The sequence below is a fragment of the Thermoactinomyces sp. CICC 10523 genome (genome assembly GCF_016055105.1).
GTDB classification, from domain to species: domain Bacteria; phylum Bacillota; class Bacilli; order Thermoactinomycetales; family Thermoactinomycetaceae; genus Thermoactinomyces_A; species Thermoactinomyces_A daqus.
In genome coordinates this window covers 285,076-309,162 of the sequence record NZ_JAECVX010000001.1, presented here as the reverse complement: position 1 = coordinate 309,162, position 24,087 = coordinate 285,076, and the positions used below count along the sequence as shown (strand labels likewise).

Genomic DNA, 24,087 nt, shown 5'->3' with positions numbered 1-24,087 from the left:
CGGCGATGATTCAAGTGAAGAATCTGCAAAAATCATTTGGCAACCTTCAAGTTTTGACCGGGATTGACCTGGAGATCGAAAAAGGTTCAGTGGTCTGCATCATCGGGCCCAGCGGTTCGGGGAAGTCGACCTTCTTGCGCTGCCTCAATCTGCTTGAGATTCCCGATCAGGGTGAACTCTCCATCGGCGGGGAAACGATCTCGATTGCCGGCGGAAAAGTATCGCCGAAAGAGATTAAAAAACTGCGCGCCAAAACGGGAATGGTGTTTCAAAGTTTTAACCTCTTTCCACACCGTACCGTTTTGGAAAACGTGGTGGAAGGCCCGGTTGTTGTAAAAGGGGAGGACAAGGCCGAAGCCCGCAAAAAGGCGGAACGACTTTTGGAAAAAGTGGGATTGGCAGAGAAAAAAGATGTATTTCCGGGACAGCTTTCCGGCGGCCAGCAGCAACGTGTGGCCATTGCCCGCGCTCTGGCGATGGAGCCGGAAGTGTTGCTTTTTGATGAGCCTACCTCTGCGCTTGATCCCGAATTGGTGGGCGAAGTGTTGAAGACGATGAAAGAACTGGCCAAGGAGAAACAGACGATGGTGATTGTGACGCATGAGATGTCCTTTGCACGTGATGTCGCCGATCTTGTCGTCTTTATGGATCACGGGAAAATTGTGGAGATGGGCAGGCCGGAAGAAGTGTTTACCTCTCCGCGGGAACAGCGGACCCGGCAATTTCTGGCCAAACTCCTGGAACGTTGAAGATAACGATTGGTTTGCACAGCCCAAGTGGAGATTACTTTTCCGAGAGCGATTCAGGAAAAGGTTAAAAAAGGGGGTGCTTGCCAATCGTTTTTTATTTCGGATTTGAGAGAGCGGTGAGCCCTCTCCCGTCCGAATATCGCTTTCATTCCGGCTTGAGAAACTGGCGGCGTTTTCAGCAAAAAGTCCCTTTTATTTGTCCGGTATGTTAACATATAAGTAAAGGTGTGCAGGAGAGTTTTCCTTGATTCATGAATAAGATAGACAACAGGAGGATACCCTTACGGATGAGGTTTAATGAATACGGGTTATTGGATCCAGGGGATTATGTTATGACATTCGACAAGCTCCGGCAATCGATTCTGGTGAAAGGGGAAGAAAATTCGCTTTTGCCATGGGATGCATATTGGCGAAACCGGCTGGTTGATAATTTGGAGTTTTGTGTCCGTCAGCTGTGGGCATGCGGAATTGAAGAGATTTACATTGACGGTTCCTTTGTCACGGATAAGTATCAGCCGGAAGACATTGACGGTTATTTTGTCCCGCGAAATGAACAGGAAATTTTTGACGGAACGCTGCTCGCAAAGTTAAACCAGCTTGATCCTTACAAATGCTGGGGATGGAATCGCCACCGGTTTGATGAATACGGCAACTTGCAACTGGAGATGTGGTATCGCTACCGGGTGGAACTGTTTCCGCACTGTACGGGGGTATATTCCGGGATTACCAATGAAGAGGGGAAAAACATGAAGTTTGACGAGTTTTTTCGCAAGGACAGGGATTTTGGAATTGAAAAGGGCATTGTAAAATTGATGAAAGGATGAAGACTGTGATTAAGACGGAAATGGAATACAAGCGTAGTTTGGAGAGGATTCGCGAACAGGAGCGGCTGTTGGAAGAACAGAGGCGGGAATTGGAACAGATGGGGTTGAGCGAGGAACAGATCGAAAGAGGGTTGGCCCCGTCCCGCTTTTTTGGCGAACGGCTGAAACAGGAGATCAGGGAATACGAACGGCATAAGGCGGGCGATTTCGATATGACTTGCACCTTTGACAATATCGGGCGCAAGCTGATCGCTTTTCGGATCTACAAGGGATTGTCACAGGCGGAACTGGCCAAGCGCCTGGGGGTCACGCCGCCGCAGGTTTCGCGGGATGAGCGGAATGAGTATGGCGGAGCCAGCATGGAAAAGATCAAGCAGGTGTTGAAGGCCTTGGAGATGGATGTTTTGATTGTGCCAAACAATTATGAACGCGCTCTGGGGTAAATATGAATAAAGAAAACGCGGCTGCAGGCAAGCTGTTTGGGTTGTTTTTCTATCGGCGTGGAGGGTGCAATTCTCAAGGGGGAAGCACCCGAACCGGACGAAACCTGTTCGGGAATGTTGTCAACAATCTGAGCGGCTCTGGCAAGCCGTTTTTTTATTCGTTATAACCAGATTTTTTGATTCGTGAGGTTTTGCTGCGGGGTGTCGACATAAAAGAGTCCCGCATTGATTACGCTGATTTCAACCCGGGGATGAAACTGCCAGACGATTTCTTCCCGACGTCGTTTCTTCTCTTTCTGGATTTCATCCGGCATGGAAGGTTCATCAGGGTAAAAAACGTCCAGCCGCTCAAGCTCGGATTGCAGCCGTTTTTCAGCTTCTTCCGCCCAGGTCAGGTCTTCGCACCGGATCGTTTCCTCCAGATAATATTCCAGTTCACCGACCGCCTCAACCACCTGCAGTCGCGGTTCAACCGTATAGCGTTTGGCGGGGAGTCTGTTCGACCAGCGCCGGTCTTTGATCACCTCATAAAAGCCTTCCCGGATGGTTCCGTCATTCAAATTGATTCCCAGAGAGCAGAGCCGGTCCCGTTTTTGATCACAAACATAAGAAACCTTATAGTTGACGGCGAGCCATGGGCTGTAGGGTTTGGTCAAATCGGTATAAGCCGGTTCATATCGCGGTTCCTCATACAACCGCACAAATTTGCCGTGCTTTTGCGCGGATTGGAGAATCTTCGCAAAGCGCGGAGTGCCGTAAAAAAGATGTTCACCGCGAATTTCTTCAGGATGGTTCTCGGGATCAAAGACGAACGAGAGCCGAACTGGCTGTGGCGGCAGGTTCATCCGTTCCACATACATCCAGTAAAAGGGGCGATTGAGCAAATCCTTGTCGGCATGAATGGACAGCTGCGTGAGCAGATAGGTTGGGCCGGATTCAAGGATGTGGCAATCATTCAATTTCAGATACCGTTCCGTAAATTCCCTAACCTTCTTCTGATCCATAGAGAAGCAGTTCCTCCTCTTCTTTCTGCTTTTCCACCTCTTGTTTCTTCTGATGGAATTGATCTCCCCATTTGCTCAATTCCTGCCTGATGCGGTCATCGTCGGCAGATTCCAACACCAGCTTCATCAGATTTTGTTCAATGGTTGACGCTCCGTCCACTTTTTCCAGAATGGTTTCCAACTCTCCGATCACCGATTCAAACAGCCGGATTTTTTCATGCAACAGCCAGATAATATGTTCTTCGATCGTATTGATGGTGGAGAAATTGTAAATGTGTACATCTTTCGTTTGCCCCAGGCGGTGGATCCTCCCGATTCGCTGTTCGACGCGCATTGGGTTCCAGGGCATGTCAAAATTGATCATGTGATGGCAAAATTGCAGGTTAATCCCTTCCCCGCCTGCTTCCGTGGCAATCATGACCTGAGCCCGTTTTTGAAAAATCTCCATCATCCAGTCTTTTTTGTTGCGATTAAAACCGCCGCGAAACGGAACGGCATGAATTCCCGCTTTGGCCAGTTCGCGGATCAGCATCTCTTGGGTGGCGCGATACTCGGTAAATAAAATCACTTTTTCCGGAGCGATCTGTTTGATCAGTTCCACTGCGGCATTCACTTTGGAGGAACGGGTCACTTTTCGTAACAGTTCAATGAGATGGGCCACTTCCGGGGACAGATTCTCTTTTCCCTGCTCCCCTTTTTGAAATAGCTTGAATAAAGTATGAAAAACAGCGTCCCGGCTTGAGCAGACCTCTTTTTGCAGAACGAACAGCGCCAGCATGCTTTTCAAGTCGGTTCCGCGACGGTAGCGATCGCGCACGAACTCGGTGATGCCTTCATAAAGAAGGCGTTCTTCTTCTGAGAGTTCGATGGGGATCGTCTGCACCAGACGCCGCGTCAGGTGAAGGTTGCTGTCGCGGCGGCGGTTGCGAATCAGAACGCGCCTGATTTCTTCACGCAACTGTGCTTCATTTTTCGCTTTCCGTTTGCCGGCGACGTAATCACTTTGGAATTGGGACTGTTTCCCCAGTTGTCCCGGTTTTAGCAGGGTGACGAGATTATAAAGCTCTTCTATTTCGTTTTGCACCGGGGTGGCGGTGAGAAGCAGGCAATATTTTTTTTTCAGGTCATTGATGAATTGCCAGTTTTTCGTGCGGCGATTTTTTAATTTGTGGGCTTCGTCAACGATCACCATATCATAGTGCTGATTCAGCACATAGTCGCGGTGAGGTTCTCTCTTGGCCGTATCGAGGGAAGCGACGATAATCTCGTATTTGTCCCACATCCAGGCTTTTTTCTGGGCGACGGCGGGAATTTGAAATTTTTGATTTAATTCCCTCGTCCACTGCAGGACAAGCGAAGAGGGAACAAGGATTAATGCCCGTTTCACCAGGCCGCGCAGCAGATATTCTTTCAGGATGAGACCGGCCTCGATTGTTTTGCCCAGTCCCACTTCATCTGCGAGGATCGCGCGTCCGCGCATCTCATTGATCACGCGTTCCACCACATCGATTTGATGAGGGAGTGGACGAAACCCTTGTATTTGTTTTAAACTTTGGATAGATTCAAACGAGGGAATCATTTCAGTTTCGGCCGCTTCCAGCGCCAATTGAAAACGTTCCCAAGTTGCCCAGTCACTGTCTGTCTCGATTCTTTTCAGGAATTGGTGAAGCCACTCTCGATCCATCCGTATCGGGAGTGTATACATGAGATTCTCCACCTTTCTTTTACGATCAATGGAAGTTCCGTAATAGTATGTCTCAGTTTAAAAAAATGCATACGGAACAAAAACGAACAATATCATCATTTTTTCTCGTATTTGATCGTATTTTCTGGTACAATACAAATATCATAATGGGATATTGTTCAGCGGTTGAAGGCGGGAGGAGAGACCACATCTTGTGGCGCCGAAGGAGCAAACCGATGAGGTGAATCTCTCAGGCAAAAGGAGGCCCGCTGGACGCATCTCTGGAGAGCGCTCGCTTTGATGCCGAGCCACCTACGGGGCAACTCTGCTTAATGCAGCAGGGAAACTCTCTGGTAATAAGGACAGAGGAATCACCAACCAACAGCGGTGGTGAATCTCTCTGTCTTTTTTATATATGGAAACAAGTGAGGTGCATGGTATGGCAGAACTGAAAAAGACACCGCTTCATTCGGTTTACTGCGAAGAAGCCAAAATGGTACCTTTTGGCGGATGGGAAATGCCGGTTCAATTTTCGGGAATCAAGCAGGAACACGAAACCGTCCGCACGCGCGCCGGTTTGTTCGACGTGTCCCATATGGGGGAAGTACTGGTGAAGGGACCGGACGCGCTCGAGCTGATCCAGCGTCTGACGACGAACGATGCGGCGAAATTGAACGTGGGCGATGCCCAGTACTCGATCATGTGTTACGAAAACGGGGGAACGGTGGACGATTTGCTGGTTTACCGTATCGGAGAGCAGGAGTACTGGCTGGTCATCAATGCGGCCAATATCGAAAAAGATGTCAAGTGGATTTTGAAACACCGTCAGGGCGATGTAACGGTGGAAAACATTTCGGATCAGATTGCCCAATTGGCTTTGCAGGGGCCGTCGGCAGAGACCGTATTGCAAAAGCTGACCGATACGGATTTGTCGGAGATCAAGTTTTTTAAATTTAAAAATGACGTCGCACTGGCCGGGGTAAAAGGGCTTGTATCCCGTACCGGATACACCGGGGAAGATGGATTTGAAATCTATTTGCCGGCAAGCGACGCCCCTAAACTGTGGCAGGCTATTCTCGAAGCAGGAAAGGAAGCGGGAGTTCTGCCGTGTGGCCTGGGTGCGCGCGATACACTGCGGTTTGAAGCGCGGCTCCCCCTGTACGGACAGGAATTGAGCGAAACGATTACCCCGATCGAAGCGGGACTCGGTTTTGCCGTAAAACCGGAAAAAGGAGATTTTATCGGCCGTGAGGTGCTGGCCGTGCAAAAAGCGGAAGGAGCTCCGCGCAAGCTGGTCGGTTTGGAAATGATCGACCGCGGCATTCCGCGAACCCATTATCCCGTCTATCACGGTGAGGAAAAAATCGGCGAAGTGACGACGGGAACACAATCACCGACCTTAAAGAAAAACGTGGGACTTGCGTTGATCAATGCGGAATATGCCAATCCCGGTGAAGAGGTTGAGGTGGAAATCCGCGGCAAACGCCTGAAAGCAATCGTGGTGAAAACCCCTTTCTATAAGCGCGCCAAATAACCGAAGTGGTGGTAGGAGGATGAACTTGCATGAAATTTCGTTACTTGCCCGCAACTGAACAGGATAAACAGGAAATGCTTCGTACCATCGGCGTGGAATCGGTCGAGGAACTGTTTGCGGAAATACCGGAAAGTGTTCGTTACCGGGGGAAGCTCAAGTTGCCCGAACCGATGTCAGAGATGACGCTTGTCAAGCATATGAGCCGCCTCGCCGAGAAAAATGCATCCTTTGATCACTATGTTTCCTTTTTGGGTGCCGGTGTCTATGAACATTATATTCCCAGTGTCGTCAATCACGTGATTTCCCGTTCGGAGTTTTATACGGCTTATACCCCTTATCAGCCGGAAATCAGCCAGGGTGAATTGCAGGCGATTTTCGAGTTCCAAACGATGATTTGCGAATTGACAGGGATGGATGTGGCCAACTCGTCCATGTATGACGGGCCGACAGCACTGGCGGAAGCCGCTGCGATGGCCGCCGGCGTGACACGCAAGCAGAAGATTGTCATCTCCCGTGCCGTTCATCCCGAAGCGCGGCAAATTTTGAAAACAAGCGCAAAAGGGCAGGGGTATCAAATCGTGGAAGTTCCCCTGGCCGACGGGGTGACGGATCTGAATCAGTTAAAAGAGCTGGCAGATGAAGAGACAGCAGCAGTGATTGTCATGTCCCCCAACTTTTTGGGCAATCTTGAAAATTTGGCGGAAATCGAGAAAATTGCCCATGCCCATAAAGGGCTGCTGGTGGTCAGCAGCAATCCGCTGTCGCTGGGGCTGTTGAAACCGCCGGGCGAATACGGTGCCGATATCGTGGTCGGGGATGCGCAGCCGTTTGGAATTCCCGCCTCTTATGGCGGTCCGCATTGCGGTTATCTGGCCACCAAAAAAGCATTGATGCGCCGCGTGCCGGGAAGAATCGTCGGCCAGACCGTTGACGAAAACGGCACACGCGGATTTGTGCTCACATTGCAGGCGCGTGAACAGCATATCCGCCGCGACAAAGCGACTTCAAACATTTGCTCCAACCAGGCACTTCTGGCCCTGGCGGCATCTGTATACATGTCCGCGCTCGGCAAGCAGGGAATTCAGGATGTGGCCCGCCTCAATCTCCAAAAAGCGCATTATGCCAGCAAACGCCTGAGCGAAATTAACGGGATTGAGCTTGCTTTCTCCGGGCATTTCTTCAATGAATTTGTCATCCGGCTGCGGCGTCCGGTCGGAGAAATCAATCAGGAATTATTGAAGAAAGGAATCATCGGCGGTTTTGATCTCGGCCGCTTCTATCCTGAACTGGACAATCACATGCTCGTTGCCGTCACCGAAGTTCGGACCAAAGAAGAAATCGATCAGTTGGCTGAGAGTTTGGAGGGGCTGTTGTCATGAATAACAAGGAAAAAGAACTCATTTTTGAGATGAGCAAACCAGGTCGCACCGCTTACAGCTTGCCCGAATCCGATGTGCCGGAAACGGACGTTTTGCCGGAGGAATATCTTCGCGAAAAACCGGCCGAACTCCCTGAGGTATCCGAGCTGGATCTCATGCGGCACTACACGGAATTGTCCCGTCGTAACCACGGGGTGGACAACGGTTTTTATCCGCTGGGTTCCTGCACCATGAAATACAACCCCAAAGTGCATGAAGATGTGGCTCGATTGCCCGGATTTGCCAAAATCCATCCCTATCAGCCCGAAGAAACCGTACAAGGGGCTTTGGAGCTTTTATATGAATTGCAGCAGTATTTGGCAGAAATCACCGGAATGGATCAGGTGACGCTTCAATCAGCGGCCGGCGCGCAAGGCGAGTGGACCGGATTGATGATGATCCGCGCTTATCATGAAGCCAAAGGGCAAACCGGGCGGGACAAAGTGATTGTGCCGGATTCCGCACACGGGACAAACCCGGCCAGCGCCACCGTTGCCGGATTCAAGACGATCACCATTCCCTCCAATGAGAAGGGATTGGTCGATGTGGAGGCCTTGAAGCAGATGCTCGGAGACGATACCGCCGCCCTGATGCTGACCAACCCGAACACGCTGGGGCTGTTTGAAGAAGAGATCAGAGTGATTGCCGATCTCGTGCACGAAGCGGGCGGTCTTCTCTATTATGACGGAGCCAATGCCAACGCCATTCTGGGAATTGCCCGTCCGGGAGACATGGGCTTTGATGTGGTTCATCTGAATCTGCACAAAACCTTTACTACTCCCCATGGCGGCGGCGGACCCGGAGCCGGACCGGTTGGAGTGAAAAAGGAGCTTGTGCCGTTCCTGCCTGCGCCGATGGTGGCAAAAGATGCATCCGGCCGTTATTATCTCGATCATGACATTCCCAATTCCATCGGCCGGGTCAAAGGGTTTTACGGAAACTTCGGCATTTTGGTTCGCGCCTATGCTTATATTCGGACGATGGGACCGGAAGGTCTGCGCCTGGTTTCCGAAAATGCGGTGTTAAATGCCAACTACATGATGCGCCGGTTGGAGCCGTATTATGAACTGCCGTACAAACAGCATTGCAAACACGAATTTGTCCTGTCCGGCAAACGTCAGAAACAACAGGGCGTGCGTACGCTGGACATCGCCAAACGCCTGCTCGACTTCGGTTTCCATCCGCCGACCATCTATTTCCCGCTCATCGTCGATGAATGCCTGATGATTGAGCCGACGGAAACGGAAAGCAAGGAGACGCTCGACAGCTTTATCGACGCGATGATTCAAATTGCCAAAGAAGCGGAAGAAAATCCGGAAATCGTGCAGGATGCGCCCCATCATACCGTAATCAAACGTTTGGACGAAGTGACGGCGGCGCGCAAACCGATCTTGCGCTGGGAAAAAAGCGAGTAAAAACCATCGTGAGTTACTGACTGGAAACCCGGCCAGCAACAACTTTCCCAGAATAGGAATGGCGGGCAAGGGATGCATCCTTGTCCGCTTTTTTGATCTGTTTCACGTTTGCGTGGCGGCGCTGGGGATGATTTCCGTTCCCTGGATTGGCTTACGATGGAATACGTCGGATCACGACCGGTCAGATGCTGTACGACGGACTTTGAAGGGGAGTTCCATCTCCATGCGGTCAGTTTATTGGCGTCCGGCTCTGGTCATTTTTTTGTCCGGTGTGATTGGTATCTGGTTTTAGCGTTGAACCCCCATCTTTCAGCCGAAAAGAAGTAAAGGATTTTTTGTTGCGAAGTTTTTATATATTTATTGACAGAATCCTATTTTAAGAGATAATTTTTTGAGGAAACACTAAAATCAAAAAAAGAGAGGGAGCATATCATTGCAAGGACAAACAGTGATTGTGACAGGCGGGTCGAGCGGCATTGGAAAAGCGATTGCCAGGCGGTTGTGCCAGGAAGGGGCCAATGTGGTCATCACCGGACGCAATGCAGATCGGCTTGAAGCGGCCAAAGTGGAATTGGAGGAATTGCCGGGCAAAGTATTTCCTTTTCAAATGGATGTCCGCGAAGTTGATCAGGTCAAGGCGATGGTTCAAAAGACGGTGGAACAGTTTGGCGGAATCGATCATCTCGTCAACAATGCGGCAGGCAATTTTGTTGTGCCGGCGGAAGATTTAACGTATAATGGTTGGCATTCGGTGATTAACATCGTTTTAAACGGAACCTGGTATTGCTCACAGGCCGTGGCCAAAGAATGGATTGAGAAAAAACGGAAAGGATCGATCCTCAATATCGTGGCCACCTATGCCTGGACAGGGGCGCCGGGTGTGGTTCATTCCGCTGCGGCCAAAGCTGGTGTACTGGCGATGAGCCGGACACTGGCCGTTGAATGGGGGGACAAATACGGCATCCGAGTCAATTGCATTGCACCCGGACCGATTGAAGAAACAGGCGGGGCGGCAAAACTGGTCGCCAATGAAAAAATGGCGAAAAAGGTCGCCAATATGGTTCCGCTGAAGCGTTATGGCCGCCCGGAGGAGATCGCGGCATTGGCGAAGTTTCTGCTGTCAGCGGAAGCGGAATATATCAATGGCGAGTGCGTTACCATGGATGGCGGTTTATGGATGGCGAATTTTCGGTTTCTCTGATAAGTCGCCCCGTTCCGATCAGGGATGGGGCTGTTCATTTTTTGGAATCGATTTGCAGGGGACGATGTAGAAAAAACGAGTGGAATTTTGTATACTGTGATCGGTTTTGCTGTTTCTGTAAAACGAACGGGGGCAAGGAGGTTGATATTTGAGATGAACCGGACATTTACCATAAAAAAAATACTGAATAACAATGTAGTCATCGCTGAGCATCCATCCTATGGGGAAGTTGTTTTGATCGGAAAAGGAATCGGTTTCAAGAAGAAAGCAGGAGAACTGATTTCCGAGCCCGCGGTCGAAAAGTTTTTTGTATTGGAGAATAAAAAGGAGCAGGAGCAGTATCGGCAGTTGCTCTCGCAAGTGGACGAATCGCTCGTGGAACTGATGAATGATATTATTTACCATATTCAAAAGCGGTTTGATGTTCCGCTGAATGAACATATTCATGTAGCTTTGACCGATCATATCAGCTTTGCGATCAAACGCTTGGAGCAAGGGCTGGAGTTTAATAATCCTTTCCTGATCGAAACGAGAGCGCTTTATGAAAGAGAGTATGCAGTGGCAGAAGAAATTGTGGCAATGATTAATGAAAAAAAGGGGATCCAGTTGCCCGAAAGCGAAGCCGGATTTATCGCCATGCATATCCACAGTGCGCTGACACAGCGCCATCTGACGGAGATTCGTCAACATTCCGAACTCATCATGAAATTGATCCAGCTCGTCGAGGCGGTCACCGGTTTGAAAATCGATCGCAAAAGCATTTCATACATGCGGCTGATTACGCATCTTCGGTATGCGATTGAACGCACAATCCGCCAGGAAGAAATTTCTGAGCCGGATGGTTTTGCAGACATGTTGCGCAAACAATTCCCGATATGTTACAATATCGCTTGGAAAATGGCAAAAGTGATGGAACGGACACTGCAGAAACCGGTTCATCCTGCCGAAGTCAGTTATCTGACATTGCATTTGCAACGCATTATTCCCAACTGAACAGGTCCTTTACCTTTCACGTGTTACTGATTCGATCAGGCATGAGTGAAAAAAGGCGAAGTGGACGTTTGATTCAAAAGGGATTTTCCTTTTGCAAACGGTTCCATTTGTCTTTTTTTGCTCATGCCTTTTTGTTCGAAGAAGAAGCATGAGTGAAAGGTTTTGGATCCTGTTGGGCATGATAAGACAGCACAGGAGGTTCAGCAATGTTCAAAAATATCTTTGGCGTCTTGCAACGAATCGGAAGAGCGTTGATGCTCCCGGTTGCGATCTTGCCGGCAGCCGGTTTGTTGCTCGCATTTGGTAACAAGTTGCATATCCCGATCCTCGAACAATCGGGACAAATTGTTTTCTCCAACCTGGCCTTAATCTTTGCGATCGGTGTTGCCATTGGTCTGGCAGAAGGAGAGGGAACAGCCGGATTGGCTGCTGTCATCGGGTATCTCGTGATGAATACCGCCCTCGGACAAATGGCTATACATTACCATGTGCAAACGATTGAGGTATTGGGGATTCCCACTTTGGAAATGGGCGTTTTCGGGGGAATCATCATCGGTATTGTTGCCGCCCTGCTGTATAAGCGCTTTTATAATATCGAACTTCCTTCTTTTCTCGGCTTCTTTGGCGGGAAACGGTTTGTTCCGATTGTGATGGCGGTTACTTCTTTCCTGTTGGGACTGATCTTTTTCTACATCTGGCCGCCGATCCAACACGGGATTGATGCCTTTTCCCATATCATTACGACGAAAAATGTTGCCTTGTCCGCCTTTATTTTCGGTTTGGTCGAGCGTTCCTTGATTCCGTTCGGTCTCCATCATATCTGGTATTCACCATTCTGGTTTGAATTCGGATCATACAATGCGCATGGACATATTGTTCATGGGGACCTCAATCGCTTCTTTGCTGGTGACCCGACGGCCGGTACGTTTATGACCGGGAAATTCCCGTTCATGATTTTCGGTCTGCCGGCAGCAGCCTTGGCGATGTATCAGGAGGCGCGGCCGGAGAAAAAGAAAGTGGTCGGCGGTATTATGCTGTCAGCTGCGCTTACCTCGTTCCTGACCGGTATTACCGAACCGATCGAGTTTTCGTTCCTGTTTGTCGCACCGGTTCTTTATGCGATTCACTGTGTTTTTGCCGGTTTGTCGTTTATGGTCATGGCGATTCTCGGAGTGAAAGCGGGCATGACATTCTCCGGTGGAATTATCGACCTGGCGATGTTCTGGGATCAAGACACCAAGCCGTGGCTGATTATTCCGGTTGGATTGGTCTTCTCCGTCATCTATTATTTCGGTTTCCGCTTCGCGATTCGTAAGTTTAACCTGAAAACACCGGGCCGCGAAGACGAAACGGAAGAGGAGAATGCCGTCGAAACCACTTCGGACGATCTGGCGGCAAACGTGTTGGAAGCCCTTGGCGGCAAAGAAAACCTGACTCATTTGGATGCATGCATTACCCGCTTGCGCCTGTCGGTCAAAGATGTCGACCAAGTGAACAAAGATCGTTTGAAACAGCTCGGCGCATCCGGCGTATTGGAAATGGGCAATAACTTGCAAGTGATCTTTGGGCCGAAATCCGATCTGATCAAAGAACAAATGAAACAGATCATGATGGGCAAAAAGGTGACTGCTGCAAAACAGGAGCCGGAAAAAGAGGCGCCGAAAACGGTGGAAACAGGTGACGCGGTGTCGGACGGCAAAGCGTTCTCCGCTCCTTTGACCGGGAAGTTGCTTCCGATTTCCGAAGTGCCTGATCAAGTGTTCTCGCAAAAAATGATGGGAGACGGATTTGCCATTGAACCGTCAGAAGGAATTGTTGTCGCTCCTGTTGACGGAGAGATTGTGAACCTCTTCCCGACGAAGCACGCAATCGGCATTCGTTCCACGACGGGGCAGGAACTGCTGATCCATGTGGGCATCGATACAGTCAACCTGGAAGGAAACGGATTTGAAACGTTTGTCAGCGAAGGAGATCAAGTGAAAAAAGGGCAAAAACTGCTCGAATTTGATCTGAGCTTCATCAAGGAAAAAGCAACTTCCACGATTACGCCTGTAGTCTTTACCAATTTGCCGGCGGGAACGACGGTAAAACTGGAGTCAGAAGAGGTTAAAGCCGGAGATTCGAACATCATTCGTTTTGAAAAATAATGGTTGATTAAAAGCCGTGCCTTGACAGGTGCGGCTTTTTTGTTCTGAGTTGTTGCGATCTTGCCGATTGCCGCTCCGCTGAGATGCAAGAACTTCATTTGACCAATACGGATATCGGGCTGATGGGACTCCTTTTCCGGACCTGTGCGATCATGCGGTTACCTTTCGATGCGGTTTAATCAAGTGGGCTGGTTGATGAGCCGGCTTGTCTTCTCTGCCATTATTTCCGGCAGGATAAAAAATTTCTCCCGTCACACATTAAAGATGAGACAGAATGTGAAGGTTGGGGTTGAGAACATGGATTCCTATTTGCAAGAATTGTCAACGGTTACAAGGGAGAAATTGCAGACCATCTTGGAGCAGATGAAGCAGGAGATCGGTCGCCTGCTGGACGAACTGGAACACAACCGCTGTTGTATCCTGAGTGATTTTTCCAGAGTAAGCGAGCAGTTTGCGAATATCCAAAAGGTGGCTTCGTCCTATTATTTTGAAACCTATTTGGCTCCATACACCTGCCGTTACCCGGCGCTGGCGATCGCTGCCCAACGCTTGTCCAAGAAGCGGCACGGAGCTTTGATTGTGGTGGAAAGGGAAGATCCGATTGAGAGCTGGATACAGGAAGGGATTCCGATTCGTGCACAATTATCGGCTCCCTTGCTGGAAACGATTTTCTATCCGGGGAATCCGCTGCATGATGGTGCAGTTGTGGTAAAAGAAGATTTTATCTTGTCTGCTGCCAATGTTTTGCCTCTTTCCCAAAAGACCTCCGGTCATAAGATGAAGATCGGCACCCGTCATCGTGCTGCATTGGGACTGACGGAAAAAACGGATGCATTTGTCCTTGTCGTGTCCGAGGAGACGGGGCGAATCTCTTTTGCCCTAGATGGAAAACTGTATCCGCTGACCCATGAGGGAATGCAGAGTCAGATGGGGCATTGATATTTTTGTTTTGCAACCGGCGGGATTTTCAATGATAATACAGGGAGAAAGGGAGTTTTGGGAAAAAGGAGTGGGTGAAAATGGAAACATGGCGCTTTCTGCCTTATCAGCGATATTCCGGTGCCGAAAACATGGCCATCGATGAAGCGGTCATGCATCTGCACAGAGAAGGAAAAGTGCCTCCCACTGTCCGTTTTTATGGTTGGAATCCTGCCACGCTGTCAATCGGGTATTTTCAAAAAGGGAGAAAAGAAATCCGGCTGGATGAATTGGAAAGACGCGGACTCGGGTTTGTCCGGCGCATGACCGGTGGCAGAGCGGTGCTGCATGATCAGGAATTAACATACAGTGTCATCATTTCCGAAGACCATCCGCTCATGCCGAAAACGGTGAGTGAGTCGTATCGGGTGATCAGTCAGGGATTGTTGCAAGGATTTCGCCGATTGGGATTAAACGCCCGTCTGTCCCCGCCGGTGCGCACGCACAAAGACCACTTGTCGGCGGCATGTTTTGATTCGCCTTCTGATTATGAGCTGGTAATCGAGGGGAAAAAAGCGGCAGGGAGTGCACAGATCCGTCAACGCGGTGTTATTTTGCAACATGGCTCCATCTTGTTGGATTTTGATGAAGAAACCTTATTTGCTGTTTTGGAATTTCCTTCTGAGCGGGTCAGGGAACGGCTGAAAGCGGCATTTTGTGAAAAAGCGGTTGCCATTAACCGGCTGCGGACACAACCGGTCACAATCGATGAAGTGATCACCGCCTTTTATGAAGGATTTCAGGAAGGGATGAACGTAAAGTTGGAGCAAGGGAGTCTCATCGATGAAGAGATCGAATTGGTACATTCTCTCGTCAGGGAGCGGTATGGCACAGAAGCGTGGAATTTGCGCCGCTGATGGGGGAACGACAGGAGACCGGGCCGGTTGCGGGTTTGGCTTGACTGTGTTTTATTAAATATGGATTGATTTATACAGACTTAGCGTTTAATATAGGGAACGTAGGGTATTTTCTGAATTTTTAAGAGTCCTATTTTATTGGGAAGGGGTATTTTATCAACAAATCGTCTTTAGGTGTTAAATATTATATAAATATCTAATTATAATTGATTTATTTAAATCGCACTTGATTTTTCAAGCGCTTATGATAGCATAATTTGTTGTGATGATATTATTTTCTTTTTATTTTATACTTATTCCATATAAGGTTAGGGGAAACGCCGTTGAAACAAGAACTACACACGAGGCGTCGTTATTATGAGAGGTTTCAGGTAGAAGATGTAATCAATTTCTTTTCCGGACAGCTTCTGCAGGCGAAATCTCCCGATGGGGCGCAAGTCTTTCTTCAGTCGATCAAAGTAACCCGCCGTCCTTTGCCTTCCGGGTACAAGGATGTTTTTCGCAGGATGCAGCACCCCCATCTGGCCCCGATTTTAGACGTGATGGAAGAAGATGAACAACTCATTTTAGTCCATCCTCCTTTTTCAGGAGACCCCTTGCCTTTAATTGTGAACAAAGAACGGGCAATGGATCCGGAAGCAGCTGTTCGCGTCGTTAGCAAATGCTTGAAAACATTGCGCGATTTGGATCGTTTACCGGTTTCGCTCAGCGCTACCCTTGATCCGAAGAATATTTTGTTGAATGGTCAGAAACCGCTGATCTTGTTTTATTATATGAAAGAGCCGGGAAAAAGCGGTCATGATGAAAAATGGCGCGAATTGCTCTTTTACCTCCTGACGGGACATGCACCAATGGGGGGGCTGAAGCAATCTGAACGTCAACTGGAAGCGAAAAAAATTCCGCCGAAAATTGTCAAGCTTGCCATGTTTGCCCTGGATCGAAAGAATGGGCTGGAAGATTTTTCGGTTCAGGTTGAGCGCCATGTAAATTCGGCTGAAGGCAGCCATTTGAGCCGAAGGGCAAGAAGAAGCCGAAAGAAAAAAGTGGTGACGACGGTTGTAGTTGCTGCAGCAGCGCTGGTGCTGGTCTCACTGACGGTGACGAAGTGGTACGCCGGCTACAGCGATGCGAAGGACAGCACGCTGGCGAATATGTTTGCTCCGATCACCCAGGACGATAAACAAAATGGAGCGGGGAATGGCCAACTGTTCCAGTCGATTACTTTCAATGATCAAAATAACTCTTTTAAGTACCCGTATCCGATCAAACCGAACAGTGCCATTCAGGGTTCATTTATTCTCAATCAGCTCAACGGGTTTACAGGTTATTTGGAAACCCCCGACAAATCCGATATTTTGGGGCTCGCCGTAGATAAAGAAGGGAAAATCAAGTTATATGACATCATGAAAGGACAGTATATTCCGATCGGCGATTCCGGTGACCAGTACCGCGTTGAGGCTGGCAAAAAATATAATTTTGAACTTTATTATTTCCCTAATGAACCGATTCGCCTTTCGATTGAAGAAGAAGGAAAATCGAAAAAATGGATGGCTGTTGGCGTGACCCGGCTGAGCGGGGATTATACGCTTCACTTCCGCGGTGGCAACGGGGTCAAGTTCTTTTATCCGGATGTGAACCAAGTGACAAATCAGAACATGTTTGAACAGATGTGGATGAACCAACAGCCCTGGCGAATCGATTTTGGCCAGGCACTTCTGGATGTGGATTCGCAAGGCCGCAACCAGCTGGGGGTTTATCCGCTGTCGCAAGTACGGTTGGATGCATCCGCTTCTTCTTCGTTCCTGTTTGTTCCGCCGCAGGAGAAAGGTTCGTACAGTGTGGAAATCGAAGCCGTGGATAACAGTCACTTCCGTCTCGTCTGGGACAAGAAGACGAACAAATTCGCTCTCTATAAAATCGGTGATCAGCCGCAAAAGGTTGCAGAGCAGGAAGTGCCCTGGAAGTCCATTGAGGATGGAGAACCACTCCAAGTTTCAATCACGTCCAACTTTAATCAATTGTCGGTAAACTTGACTTATGATTCTAATTCGGTTGCGTTGACCTATACGAATGATACACCCGTCATGATCAAGGATATTACTTTGCGGGATGCTGAAGGATTCCGGTTGGTCGAAAATAAAACAGAGCAGCAAGACGAAAAAGGAGACCGTGAAAGTTAACGGTCTCCTTTTTCATTGGCAAACGCGTTCAATCTCTTTTTCAAATGCTTTCTGCAACTGGCGGGTGATTGGTCCGGGTTTGCCATTTCCGACTGCTTTTCCGTCAATTTGCACAATCGGGCAAACTTCCATGGTCGTACTGGTCAAAAATACTTCATCCGCTTCGGCCAGATGTGACGGGGAGAATGGTTCAAGCTTTACAGATATACCCAAATCCTCCGCTAATTGTAAAGTGATCTTCCGGGTGATACCATGTAAAATAAAGTGGTTGGCGGGATGCGTCCACAAGGTTTGCCCTTTTACCATAAAGATGTTGGTGGAACTGCCCTCCGTGACCGTGCCATTACGGACGAGAATCGCTTCTTTTGCGCCATGATCAACCGCTTTTTGCTTAGCCAATACGGCTCCCAGCAGGTTGAGGCTTTTAATGTCACAGCGCAACCAGCGGATGTCTTCATCGGTAATGGCAGTGACACCGTTTTGCAAAGCGGTGAGCGGGCGGCTGTCCGGTTGTGTGTACCCGATGATCAGAGGTTTGGCATCTGAGGGAAAGGCGTGGGAGCGTGGAGAGGTTCCGCGGCTGAGTTGCAGATAGAGGTTTCCTTCCTCCAGTTGATTTTCGCGTGCCAGATCCAGCAGTTTCTGCGCGAGGGTTTCCACCGGATAGGGAAGGGAGAGACGAATCGCATCGGCGCTTTTTTGGAAACGTTCAAGATGCTCATTTAAGTAGAAAGGTATTCCGTGGTAGACGCGAATCACTTCGTAAATTCCGTCTCCAAACTGATATGCACGGTCTTCGATGTCGATATTCGCTTCTTCACGTTTGATCAGGCGGTCATCATAGAGAATGATCATTTGATTCATCCTTTCTTCCTATATTAAATATAGTTTGCCTGAAGTGAATGAAAACAACAAGTCTTGTTTTTTTTCTGTGAAAGTGTTGCAGAGCGGGTCAGTGGTGCAACATTTTTGCCCGATTTTGCTTCACTTTCATCCCCTGGTGCGCCGAAAAAGACATGAGATGCCTTCAGGAAAAAGGATGCTTCTTCTCCGATCGCCAATGGATCTTCCCAAAAATAACACTTGTATCAACATATAGTAGTGTTATACTGTTATTATCTCTATATATAGTATTTCTGACACATACTTATGCACCGGAGGAATGGCTTCATGAAGATACAGCGCTTTTTTACCCAACCTGGACAAGACCCGTTTGAAACAGTCCGCTATACAAAAAGGGATTGCCGCATTACCAATCCGGACGGTTCCGTCGTCTTTGAGATGACAGGGGCAGAGGTTCCCGAAGATTGGTCTCAAGTGGCGTCGGATATTTTAATCTCCAAATACTTCCGTAAAGCGGGGGTTCCACAATACGATGAAGCCGGGAACCCGCTTATGGATGATAACGGACAGCCCGTGACGGGGGCGGAAACGAGCGTCAAACAGGTGATCCACCGTCTGGCCGGTTGCTGGAAAGCATGGGGAGAAGAAAACGGATACTTTGATAGTAAAGAGGACGCCGAGGCGTTTTATGATGAATTGGTGTACATGCTCCTTCATCAGATGGCGGCTCCGAACTCTCCGCAATGGTTTAACACCGGACTTCATTTTGCCTATGGGATTACAGGCAAATCGCAGGGGCACTATTACGTCGATCCGAAAACGGAAGAAGTGAAAAAATCAAACAGCGCTTATGAACGGCCGCAGCCCCACGCTTGTTTTATTTTGTCAGTGGAAGACGATCTGGTAAATGAAAACGGCATTATGGATTTGTGGGTGAGAGAAGCCCGTCTGTTCAAATACGGGAGCGGAACGGGCAGCAACTTTTCCCTGATCCGCGGGAAGGGGGAATCGCTTTCCGGCGGTGGAACTTCGTCGGGGCTCCTTTCCTTCCTCAAGATCGGTGATCGGGCGGCAGGAGCAATCAAATCAGGAGGAACGACCCGCCGGGCGGCCAAAATGGTCTGCCTTGATCTGGATCACCCGGACATCGAGGAATTTATCAATTGGAAATCGGTTGAAGAGAAAAAAGTGAGGGCGCTGATTGCTGCCGGTTATGATCCGTCATTTAACGGCGAAGCATATGAAACCGTATCGGGTCAGAATTCCAACAACTCTGTGCGGGTTCCGCATTCTTTCTTTAAAAAATTGCAGGAAGGCGGAGACTGGGAACTGAAATACCGCACGACCGGCGAAGTCTGCAAACGGCTGCCCGCAAAGGAGCTGTGGCGGCAGATCGGAGAAGCTGCATGGGAATGTGCTGATCCCGGTGTGCAATATGACGGAACCATCAATGAATGGCATACTGTTCCCGCAGGAATGGACGGGAAACTGGGAGCACGGCATAACCGGATTAACGCCTCCAATCCGTGTTCTGAATACATGTTTCTAGATAATACGGCTTGCAACTTGGCCTCCCTCAACCTGGTGAAGTTTTTCGATGCGGAAACTTGCCATTTTGATATCGCAGCTTTCCGCCATGCCTGCCGTCTGTGGACAATGGTTCTGGAAATCTCGGTATTGATGGCGCAATATCCTTCAAAAGAGATTGCCGAGTTGTCCTATCAGTACCGGACACTGGGATTGGGGTATGCCAACATCGGAACGTTGCTGATGCTGTCGGGCATCCCTTATGACTCTGATGAAGCGCTGGCCATCACGGGGGCGATTACGGCGATCATGACCGGAACCGCCTATGCCACATCGGCAGAAATGGCGAAAGAACTGGGCCCGTTCAAGGCTTTTCCCATCAATCGCGAACATATGCTGCGCGTGATCCGCAATCATCGCCGGGCGGCATATGGGGCGCCGGAAGAGGAATATGAAGGTTTGCAAATCAAGCCCATGGGCATCAATCCGGATCATTGCCCCGATTTTCTGTTGAAAGCTGCGCGCGCGGCCTGGGATGAAGCGCTGGAGCTGGGAGAGAAATACGGTTACCGCAATGCGCAGACAACATTGCTCGCCCCGACGGGAACGATCGGTTTGCTGATGGATTGCGATACAACGGGGATCGAACCCGATTTCGCCCTGGTCAAATTTAAAAAGCTGGCTGGCGGGGGATATTTCAAGATCGCCAACCAGTCGATCCGTCCGGCTTTGCAAAATCTCGGTTACAGCAAAGAAGAGCAGGATGCCATTTTGCGATATGTGACCGGTACACTGTCGCTTTCCGGTGCTCCGCATATCAACCGGGACAGCCTGAAAGAAAAAGGGTTTAACGATGAAGACCTCGCAAAAATCGAAGCTGTGCTACCGACTGTATTTGAGTTGCCTTTTGCTTTCAACCGCCACACGCTCGGAGATGAATGTCTGAAACGGCTCGGGTTTACCGAGGAGCAGTATGCCAAAGCCGATTTCGATGTGCTTCGCAGTCTCGGATTCAGCCAAAAGCAGATTGATGAAGCGAACGATGTCATTTGCGGGATGATGACGATTGAAGGGGCACCTCATCTACGGGAAGAACATTATCCGGTCTTCGATACGGCAAATCCATGCGGAAAACACGGCACCCGCTTTATCCACTACATGGGGCATCTGCGGATGATGGCAGCCGCCCAGCCGTTTTTGAGCGGGGCGATTTCCAAAACGATCAACATGCCCCATGAAGCGACGGTTGAAGATATTTTGCATGCTTATGAACAAGGATGGAAGCTGGGCCTTAAAGCCGTTGCCCTGTACCGGGACGGTTCCAAGAGTTCGCAGCCGCTAAACAGTCGCGGAGATAAAAAGGAAGAGGATGAAAAAAATGAGGTGAAACCGTCCGCGGCAGAAACGGGGCAAACGCTGAAAGAAGTGGTTGCCACCGGGCATGTGCCCAGCATCCGCCGCCGCCTTCCGCGCAAACGGGAAGGATTTACCCAGGAAGCGAGAATTTCCGGACAAAAAATCTTTGTCCGCACCGGTGAATATGAAGACGGATCGCTGGGTGAAATCTTCATCGATATGCACAAGGCGGGGAGCACGATGCGCGGAATGCTGGATGCTTTTGCCGTGGCCGTATCGCTTGGTCTGCAGCATGGCGTTCCGCTGGAGAAATATGTGAATTCCCTTACTTTCACCCGTTTTGAACCGGCGGGGATCGTGGAGCATCCAAATATCAAAATGGCGACGTCTGTCATTGATTATGTGTTCCGGTTGCTCGGAATGGAATATCTGGGGAGAACCGATTTCGTTCAGGTACCGCCGGCAAAAGAAGAGCTTCGATATTATGCGAACAAGGATAAGAAAAAGAATGCAGAGAAGGAGCCGGATGGCGGCGGACAGCACACCAGCCGGGAGAATAACAGCCACAGCCATGAGGCTGCTTTATCCACCGGCAATCTCGATGCGATCCGTGCCAGCAGCGGGGCACCACTTTGCATCGAGTGCGGCGGGATGACAAAGCGAAACGGTTCCTGTTATGTGTGTCTCGATTGCGGCTCCACCACCGGCTGCTCTTGATTCCCATGAAAAGCACCCTTTTGCCGGGGTGCTTTTTTTCGGTTTTCGTCCCGGTCTATTGACTTTGCCAATCCTTTCCCTTCATGATTGAATAAGGGCTGTTTGCAAAGATTGATGGTAACGATCACAATGGATGCGGTCCGAGACGAATACATAAGGGTGTGAAGCATTTTGGCTATTTATGCGCTAAGCGATCTTCATTTATCATTTAAAAGGGCGGTCACGCTGTATGATATAGATCCGGTGCAGGACATTGAAAAACCGATGGATCTCTTCGGTTGGGACCGACATTATGAGAAGATCCGTGATCATTGGCTAAGGGTGGTCAGCCAGGATGATACCGTCCTCATTCCCGGAGATATCAGCTGGGCGATGAAATTGGAAGTGGCCCGCTTTGATTTCGGCTGGATCAGCCAGTTGCCGGGAAAAAAAGTGTTGTCCCCGGGCAATCATTGTTATTATGTGAGCAGCAAAAAGAAAGTGCGCGCTGCCTTGCCGGAGAGAATGGAATGGATCGATGCCGACTATACCCTGGTCGAGGGCAAGGTGGTGGCAGGAACACGCGGCTGGACATTGCCGGGGGACCGCTTTTTTAAGGAAGACGAAGACAGAAAGATTTATGAGCGGCAGGTGGGACGGCTGAGAATTGCTCTGGAAGCAGCGCAAAAAGATCATCCGGACAAAGAAAAGATCGTGATGCTGCATTTTCCTCCGATTACCAAAACATCGACGGAATCGGGGTTTTTGGATGTGATGAAGGAATTTGGTGTTCGGATGTGCATCTATGGGCATCTTCACGGCAAAGCGGGGGAAGATGCGATTCAGGGAGAAGTGGATGGCATTACCCTGCGGCTGGTCGCCTGCGATGCGGTCGATTTCTGTCCCGTCAAAATCCGGGATTGATCTGTGTATAAGGGAGGGTGAAATGCTCTCCTTTATTTTTTGCCTATGAATTCAGAATTAGTATAAAATTTTGTTTGGGCAGAGATCTTTCCTGTTTTGAAAGCTACTTGTCACAGGCAGAGGAGGAAGGTTTGATGCACTTTGGCAATCGGGTGCAGTTTGAGGTGTATCGCCGGTTTAAAAAAGCAAAATATCCTGTCCGTTATGAAGAACTTGTGGATAAAGCGAGAGACGTGCTGGAGGAGGGGCCGTTTTATTACGTGGAGGGAGGAGCCGGGGCAGAGGATACGGCACGTGCCAATCGCCGTGCTTTTCAAAAGTGGCAAATCGTGCCGCGAATGCTTCGGGATGTATCCAAACGCGATTTTCGCGTACAGCTGTTTGGACAAACTTATGATTATCCTTTGCTCTTGGCGCCGGTCGGGGTGCAGTCGATCATCCATCCCGAAGGAGAGCTGGGTGCGGCCAAGGCGGCAGCTGAACTGTGCGTTCCATTTGTCGCCAGCACTGCTTCCACTCATTCGCTGGAAAAGATTGCCCGGGTGATGGGCGATGCCCCCAGATGGTTTCAGTTATATTGGAGCAGGGATCAGGATGTGGCCGCGAGTCTTCTGGAACGGGCGGAAAGGGCGGGGTATGCGGCTATTGTCGTGACATTGGACACACCGATGATGGCATGGCGCGAAAATGACATCAATCAGGGTTATTTGCCTTTTTTGCTGGGAGAAGGAATCGGCAATTATTTGTCCGACCCCGCTTTTCGGGCGAAGCTTTCCAAGCCGCCCGAAACAGACCTTGAAGAGGCGATCCTTTATTGGGCACAGATTTTCGGAAATGAGAGCTTAACGTGGGATGATCTCCCTTTTTTGCGCAAACATACGCGATTGCCGATCTTGTTAAAAGGAATTTTGCATCCCGGGGACGCGGAACTCGCGCTCAAACACGGAATCGATGGCATTATCGTCTCCAATCACGGGGGACGGCAAGTGGACGGGGCGATCGCCGCCCTGGATGCGCTGGGGCCGGTTGTCGATGCGGTAAAAGGGAGAATTCCGGTTCTCATGGACAGCGGGATCCGTCGTGGCGCGGATATGATCAAAGCGCTGGCTCTGGGGGCGAGTGCAGTTCTGGTCGGACGTCCTTATGTGTTCGGCCTGGCGTTGGGCGGACAGGACGGAGTGCGGCATGTGGTCCGCAATTTGTTGGCTGATTTTGATCTGACCATGGCGTTGGCAGGCTTTTCCTCTCTGGCGGATCTCAACCGCTCCATTTTGGTGAAAGCGGATCAGCTGTTCCTTTGAACCTTTATTGCTC

19 protein-coding genes and 1 riboswitch are annotated in these 24,087 nt (G+C 49.6%); of the genes, 15 read left to right on the top strand and 4 right to left on the bottom strand.

Going from position 1 to position 24,087, the window contains the following annotated elements; genetic code table 11:
* Nucleotides 1-5: 5 nt before the first annotated feature.
* The 3 genes from I8U19_RS01595 to I8U19_RS01585 all read left to right on the top strand — a co-directional run bounded on the left by I8U19_RS01595 (nucleotide 6) and on the right by I8U19_RS01585 (nucleotide 2,016).
* Nucleotides 6-749 (top strand): amino acid ABC transporter ATP-binding protein, encoded by a 744-nt coding sequence (locus I8U19_RS01595; protein WP_198055000.1) that lies wholly within the window; start codon nucleotides 6-8, stop codon nucleotides 747-749.
* A gap of 251 nt (nucleotides 750-1,000) precedes the next feature.
* Nucleotides 1,001-1,573 (top strand): DUF6932 family protein, encoded by a 573-nt coding sequence (locus I8U19_RS01590; RefSeq protein ID WP_374057975.1) that lies wholly within the window; start codon nucleotides 1,001-1,003, stop codon nucleotides 1,571-1,573.
* A 5-nt stretch (nucleotides 1,574-1,578) separates the two neighbouring features.
* Nucleotides 1,579-2,016 (top strand): helix-turn-helix domain-containing protein, encoded by a 438-nt coding sequence (locus I8U19_RS01585; protein WP_052153853.1) that lies wholly within the window; start codon nucleotides 1,579-1,581, stop codon nucleotides 2,014-2,016.
* Nucleotides 2,017-2,177: 161 nt separating this feature from the next.
* Here I8U19_RS01585 and I8U19_RS01580 read toward each other — a convergent pair whose 3' ends face one another.
* On the bottom strand, nucleotides 2,178-3,020 hold the full coding sequence (locus tag I8U19_RS01580) for a YqhG family protein (RefSeq protein ID WP_033099173.1): 843 nt from the start codon (nucleotides 3,018-3,020) through the stop codon (nucleotides 2,178-2,180).
* Nucleotides 3,001-4,725, bottom strand: coding sequence for a DEAD/DEAH box helicase (locus I8U19_RS01575; RefSeq protein ID WP_052153852.1), 1,725 nt, complete (start codon nucleotides 4,723-4,725; stop codon nucleotides 3,001-3,003). Before I8U19_RS01575 ends, I8U19_RS01580 begins: the two co-directional genes overlap by 20 nt.
* A gap of 165 nt (nucleotides 4,726-4,890) precedes the next feature.
* Nucleotides 4,891-4,980, top strand: a riboswitch (glycine riboswitch).
* Between the two features lie 163 nt (nucleotides 4,981-5,143).
* On the opposite strand from I8U19_RS01575, the gene gcvT reads away from it, so the two are divergent.
* The 9 genes from gcvT to I8U19_RS01530 all read left to right on the top strand — a co-directional run bounded on the left by gcvT (nucleotide 5,144) and on the right by I8U19_RS01530 (nucleotide 17,427).
* Entirely contained in the window at nucleotides 5,144-6,238 is a 1,095-nt protein-coding gene (gcvT, locus tag I8U19_RS01570) for a glycine cleavage system aminomethyltransferase GcvT (RefSeq protein WP_033099172.1), read from the top strand.
* Between the two features lie 29 nt (nucleotides 6,239-6,267).
* Complete coding sequence (gene gcvPA, locus I8U19_RS01565; RefSeq protein WP_198054999.1) at nucleotides 6,268-7,617, top strand: aminomethyl-transferring glycine dehydrogenase subunit GcvPA; 1,350 nt, start codon at nucleotides 6,268-6,270, stop codon at nucleotides 7,615-7,617.
* Nucleotides 7,614-9,071: an aminomethyl-transferring glycine dehydrogenase subunit GcvPB gene (gene gcvPB, locus I8U19_RS01560; RefSeq protein WP_033099170.1), complete on the top strand. Its 1,458-nt coding sequence runs from the start codon at nucleotides 7,614-7,616 to the stop codon at nucleotides 9,069-9,071. Before gcvPA ends, gcvPB begins: the two co-directional genes overlap by 4 nt.
* Nucleotides 9,072-9,504: 433 nt before the next feature.
* On the top strand, nucleotides 9,505-10,272 hold the full coding sequence (fadH, locus tag I8U19_RS01555; protein WP_232330881.1) for a 2,4-dienoyl-CoA reductase: 768 nt from the start codon (nucleotides 9,505-9,507) through the stop codon (nucleotides 10,270-10,272).
* 153 nt (nucleotides 10,273-10,425) lie between these two features.
* On the top strand, nucleotides 10,426-11,265 hold the full coding sequence (glcT, locus tag I8U19_RS01550) for a glucose PTS transporter transcription antiterminator GlcT (protein WP_198054998.1): 840 nt from the start codon (nucleotides 10,426-10,428) through the stop codon (nucleotides 11,263-11,265).
* A 206-nt stretch (nucleotides 11,266-11,471) separates the two neighbouring features.
* Nucleotides 11,472-13,412: a glucose-specific PTS transporter subunit IIBC gene (gene ptsG, locus I8U19_RS01545; RefSeq protein WP_198054997.1), complete on the top strand. Its 1,941-nt coding sequence runs from the start codon at nucleotides 11,472-11,474 to the stop codon at nucleotides 13,410-13,412.
* 297 nt (nucleotides 13,413-13,709) lie between these two features.
* Nucleotides 13,710-14,351: a sporulation-specific diadenylate cyclase CdaS gene (gene cdaS / locus I8U19_RS01540; RefSeq protein WP_198054996.1), complete on the top strand. Its 642-nt coding sequence runs from the start codon at nucleotides 13,710-13,712 to the stop codon at nucleotides 14,349-14,351.
* An 80-nt stretch (nucleotides 14,352-14,431) separates the two neighbouring features.
* On the top strand, nucleotides 14,432-15,247 hold the full coding sequence (locus tag I8U19_RS01535) for a lipoate--protein ligase family protein (protein ID WP_198054995.1): 816 nt from the start codon (nucleotides 14,432-14,434) through the stop codon (nucleotides 15,245-15,247).
* Between the two features lie 323 nt (nucleotides 15,248-15,570).
* Nucleotides 15,571-17,427, top strand: coding sequence for a hypothetical protein (locus I8U19_RS01530; RefSeq protein ID WP_198054994.1), 1,857 nt, complete (start codon nucleotides 15,571-15,573; stop codon nucleotides 17,425-17,427).
* Between the two features lie 12 nt (nucleotides 17,428-17,439).
* Here I8U19_RS01530 and dat read toward each other — a convergent pair whose 3' ends face one another.
* Complete coding sequence (dat, locus tag I8U19_RS01525; RefSeq protein ID WP_198055137.1) at nucleotides 17,440-18,282, bottom strand: D-amino-acid transaminase; 843 nt, start codon at nucleotides 18,280-18,282, stop codon at nucleotides 17,440-17,442.
* A 23-nt stretch (nucleotides 18,283-18,305) separates the two neighbouring features.
* The gene (locus tag I8U19_RS01520; RefSeq protein ID WP_033099163.1) at nucleotides 18,306-18,488 is read right to left on the bottom strand and encodes a hypothetical protein; all 183 of its coding nucleotides are present in this window, start codon (nucleotides 18,486-18,488) and stop codon (nucleotides 18,306-18,308) included.
* A gap of 109 nt (nucleotides 18,489-18,597) precedes the next feature.
* Here I8U19_RS01520 and I8U19_RS01515 point away from each other — a divergent pair, with 109 nt between their 5' ends.
* The 3 genes from I8U19_RS01515 to I8U19_RS01505 all read left to right on the top strand — a co-directional run bounded on the left by I8U19_RS01515 (nucleotide 18,598) and on the right by I8U19_RS01505 (nucleotide 24,074).
* Nucleotides 18,598-21,870 (top strand): vitamin B12-dependent ribonucleotide reductase, encoded by a 3,273-nt coding sequence (locus tag I8U19_RS01515; protein ID WP_232330880.1) that lies wholly within the window; start codon nucleotides 18,598-18,600, stop codon nucleotides 21,868-21,870.
* 171 nt (nucleotides 21,871-22,041) lie between these two features.
* On the top strand, nucleotides 22,042-22,773 hold the full coding sequence (locus I8U19_RS01510) for a metallophosphoesterase (RefSeq protein ID WP_198054992.1): 732 nt from the start codon (nucleotides 22,042-22,044) through the stop codon (nucleotides 22,771-22,773).
* A gap of 134 nt (nucleotides 22,774-22,907) precedes the next feature.
* Complete coding sequence (locus I8U19_RS01505; RefSeq protein WP_198054991.1) at nucleotides 22,908-24,074, top strand: lactate 2-monooxygenase; 1,167 nt, start codon at nucleotides 22,908-22,910, stop codon at nucleotides 24,072-24,074.
* Nucleotides 24,075-24,087 lie beyond the last annotated feature (13 nt).

What these genes read in the sequence shown, in the direction of transcription:
- I8U19_RS01595 (WP_198055000.1), top strand. Translation starts at nt 6, where the DNA reads ATGATTCAAGTGAAGAATCTGCAAAAATCATTTGGCAACCTTCAAGTT.
- I8U19_RS01590 (WP_374057975.1), top strand. Translation starts at nt 1,001, where the DNA reads ATGAATAAGATAGACAACAGGAGGATACCCTTACGGATGAGGTTTAAT.
- I8U19_RS01580 (WP_033099173.1), bottom strand. Translation starts at nt 3,020, where the DNA reads ATGGATCAGAAGAAGGTTAGGGAATTTACGGAACGGTATCTGAAATTG.
- I8U19_RS01575 (WP_052153852.1), bottom strand. Translation starts at nt 4,725, where the DNA reads ATGTATACACTCCCGATACGGATGGATCGAGAGTGGCTTCACCAATTC.
- gcvT (WP_033099172.1), top strand. Translation starts at nt 5,144, where the DNA reads ATGGCAGAACTGAAAAAGACACCGCTTCATTCGGTTTACTGCGAAGAA.
- gcvPA (WP_198054999.1), top strand. Translation starts at nt 6,268, where the DNA reads ATGAAATTTCGTTACTTGCCCGCAACTGAACAGGATAAACAGGAAATG.
- gcvPB (WP_033099170.1), top strand. Translation starts at nt 7,614, where the DNA reads ATGAATAACAAGGAAAAAGAACTCATTTTTGAGATGAGCAAACCAGGT.
- glcT (WP_198054998.1), top strand. Translation starts at nt 10,426, where the DNA reads ATGAACCGGACATTTACCATAAAAAAAATACTGAATAACAATGTAGTC.
- ptsG (WP_198054997.1), top strand. Translation starts at nt 11,472, where the DNA reads ATGTTCAAAAATATCTTTGGCGTCTTGCAACGAATCGGAAGAGCGTTG.
- cdaS (WP_198054996.1), top strand. Translation starts at nt 13,710, where the DNA reads ATGGATTCCTATTTGCAAGAATTGTCAACGGTTACAAGGGAGAAATTG.
- I8U19_RS01535 (WP_198054995.1), top strand. Translation starts at nt 14,432, where the DNA reads ATGGAAACATGGCGCTTTCTGCCTTATCAGCGATATTCCGGTGCCGAA.
- dat (WP_198055137.1), bottom strand. Translation starts at nt 18,282, where the DNA reads ATGATCATTCTCTATGATGACCGCCTGATCAAACGTGAAGAAGCGAAT.
- I8U19_RS01515 (WP_232330880.1), top strand. Translation starts at nt 18,598, where the DNA reads ATGAAGATACAGCGCTTTTTTACCCAACCTGGACAAGACCCGTTTGAA.
- I8U19_RS01505 (WP_198054991.1), top strand. Translation starts at nt 22,908, where the DNA reads ATGCACTTTGGCAATCGGGTGCAGTTTGAGGTGTATCGCCGGTTTAAA.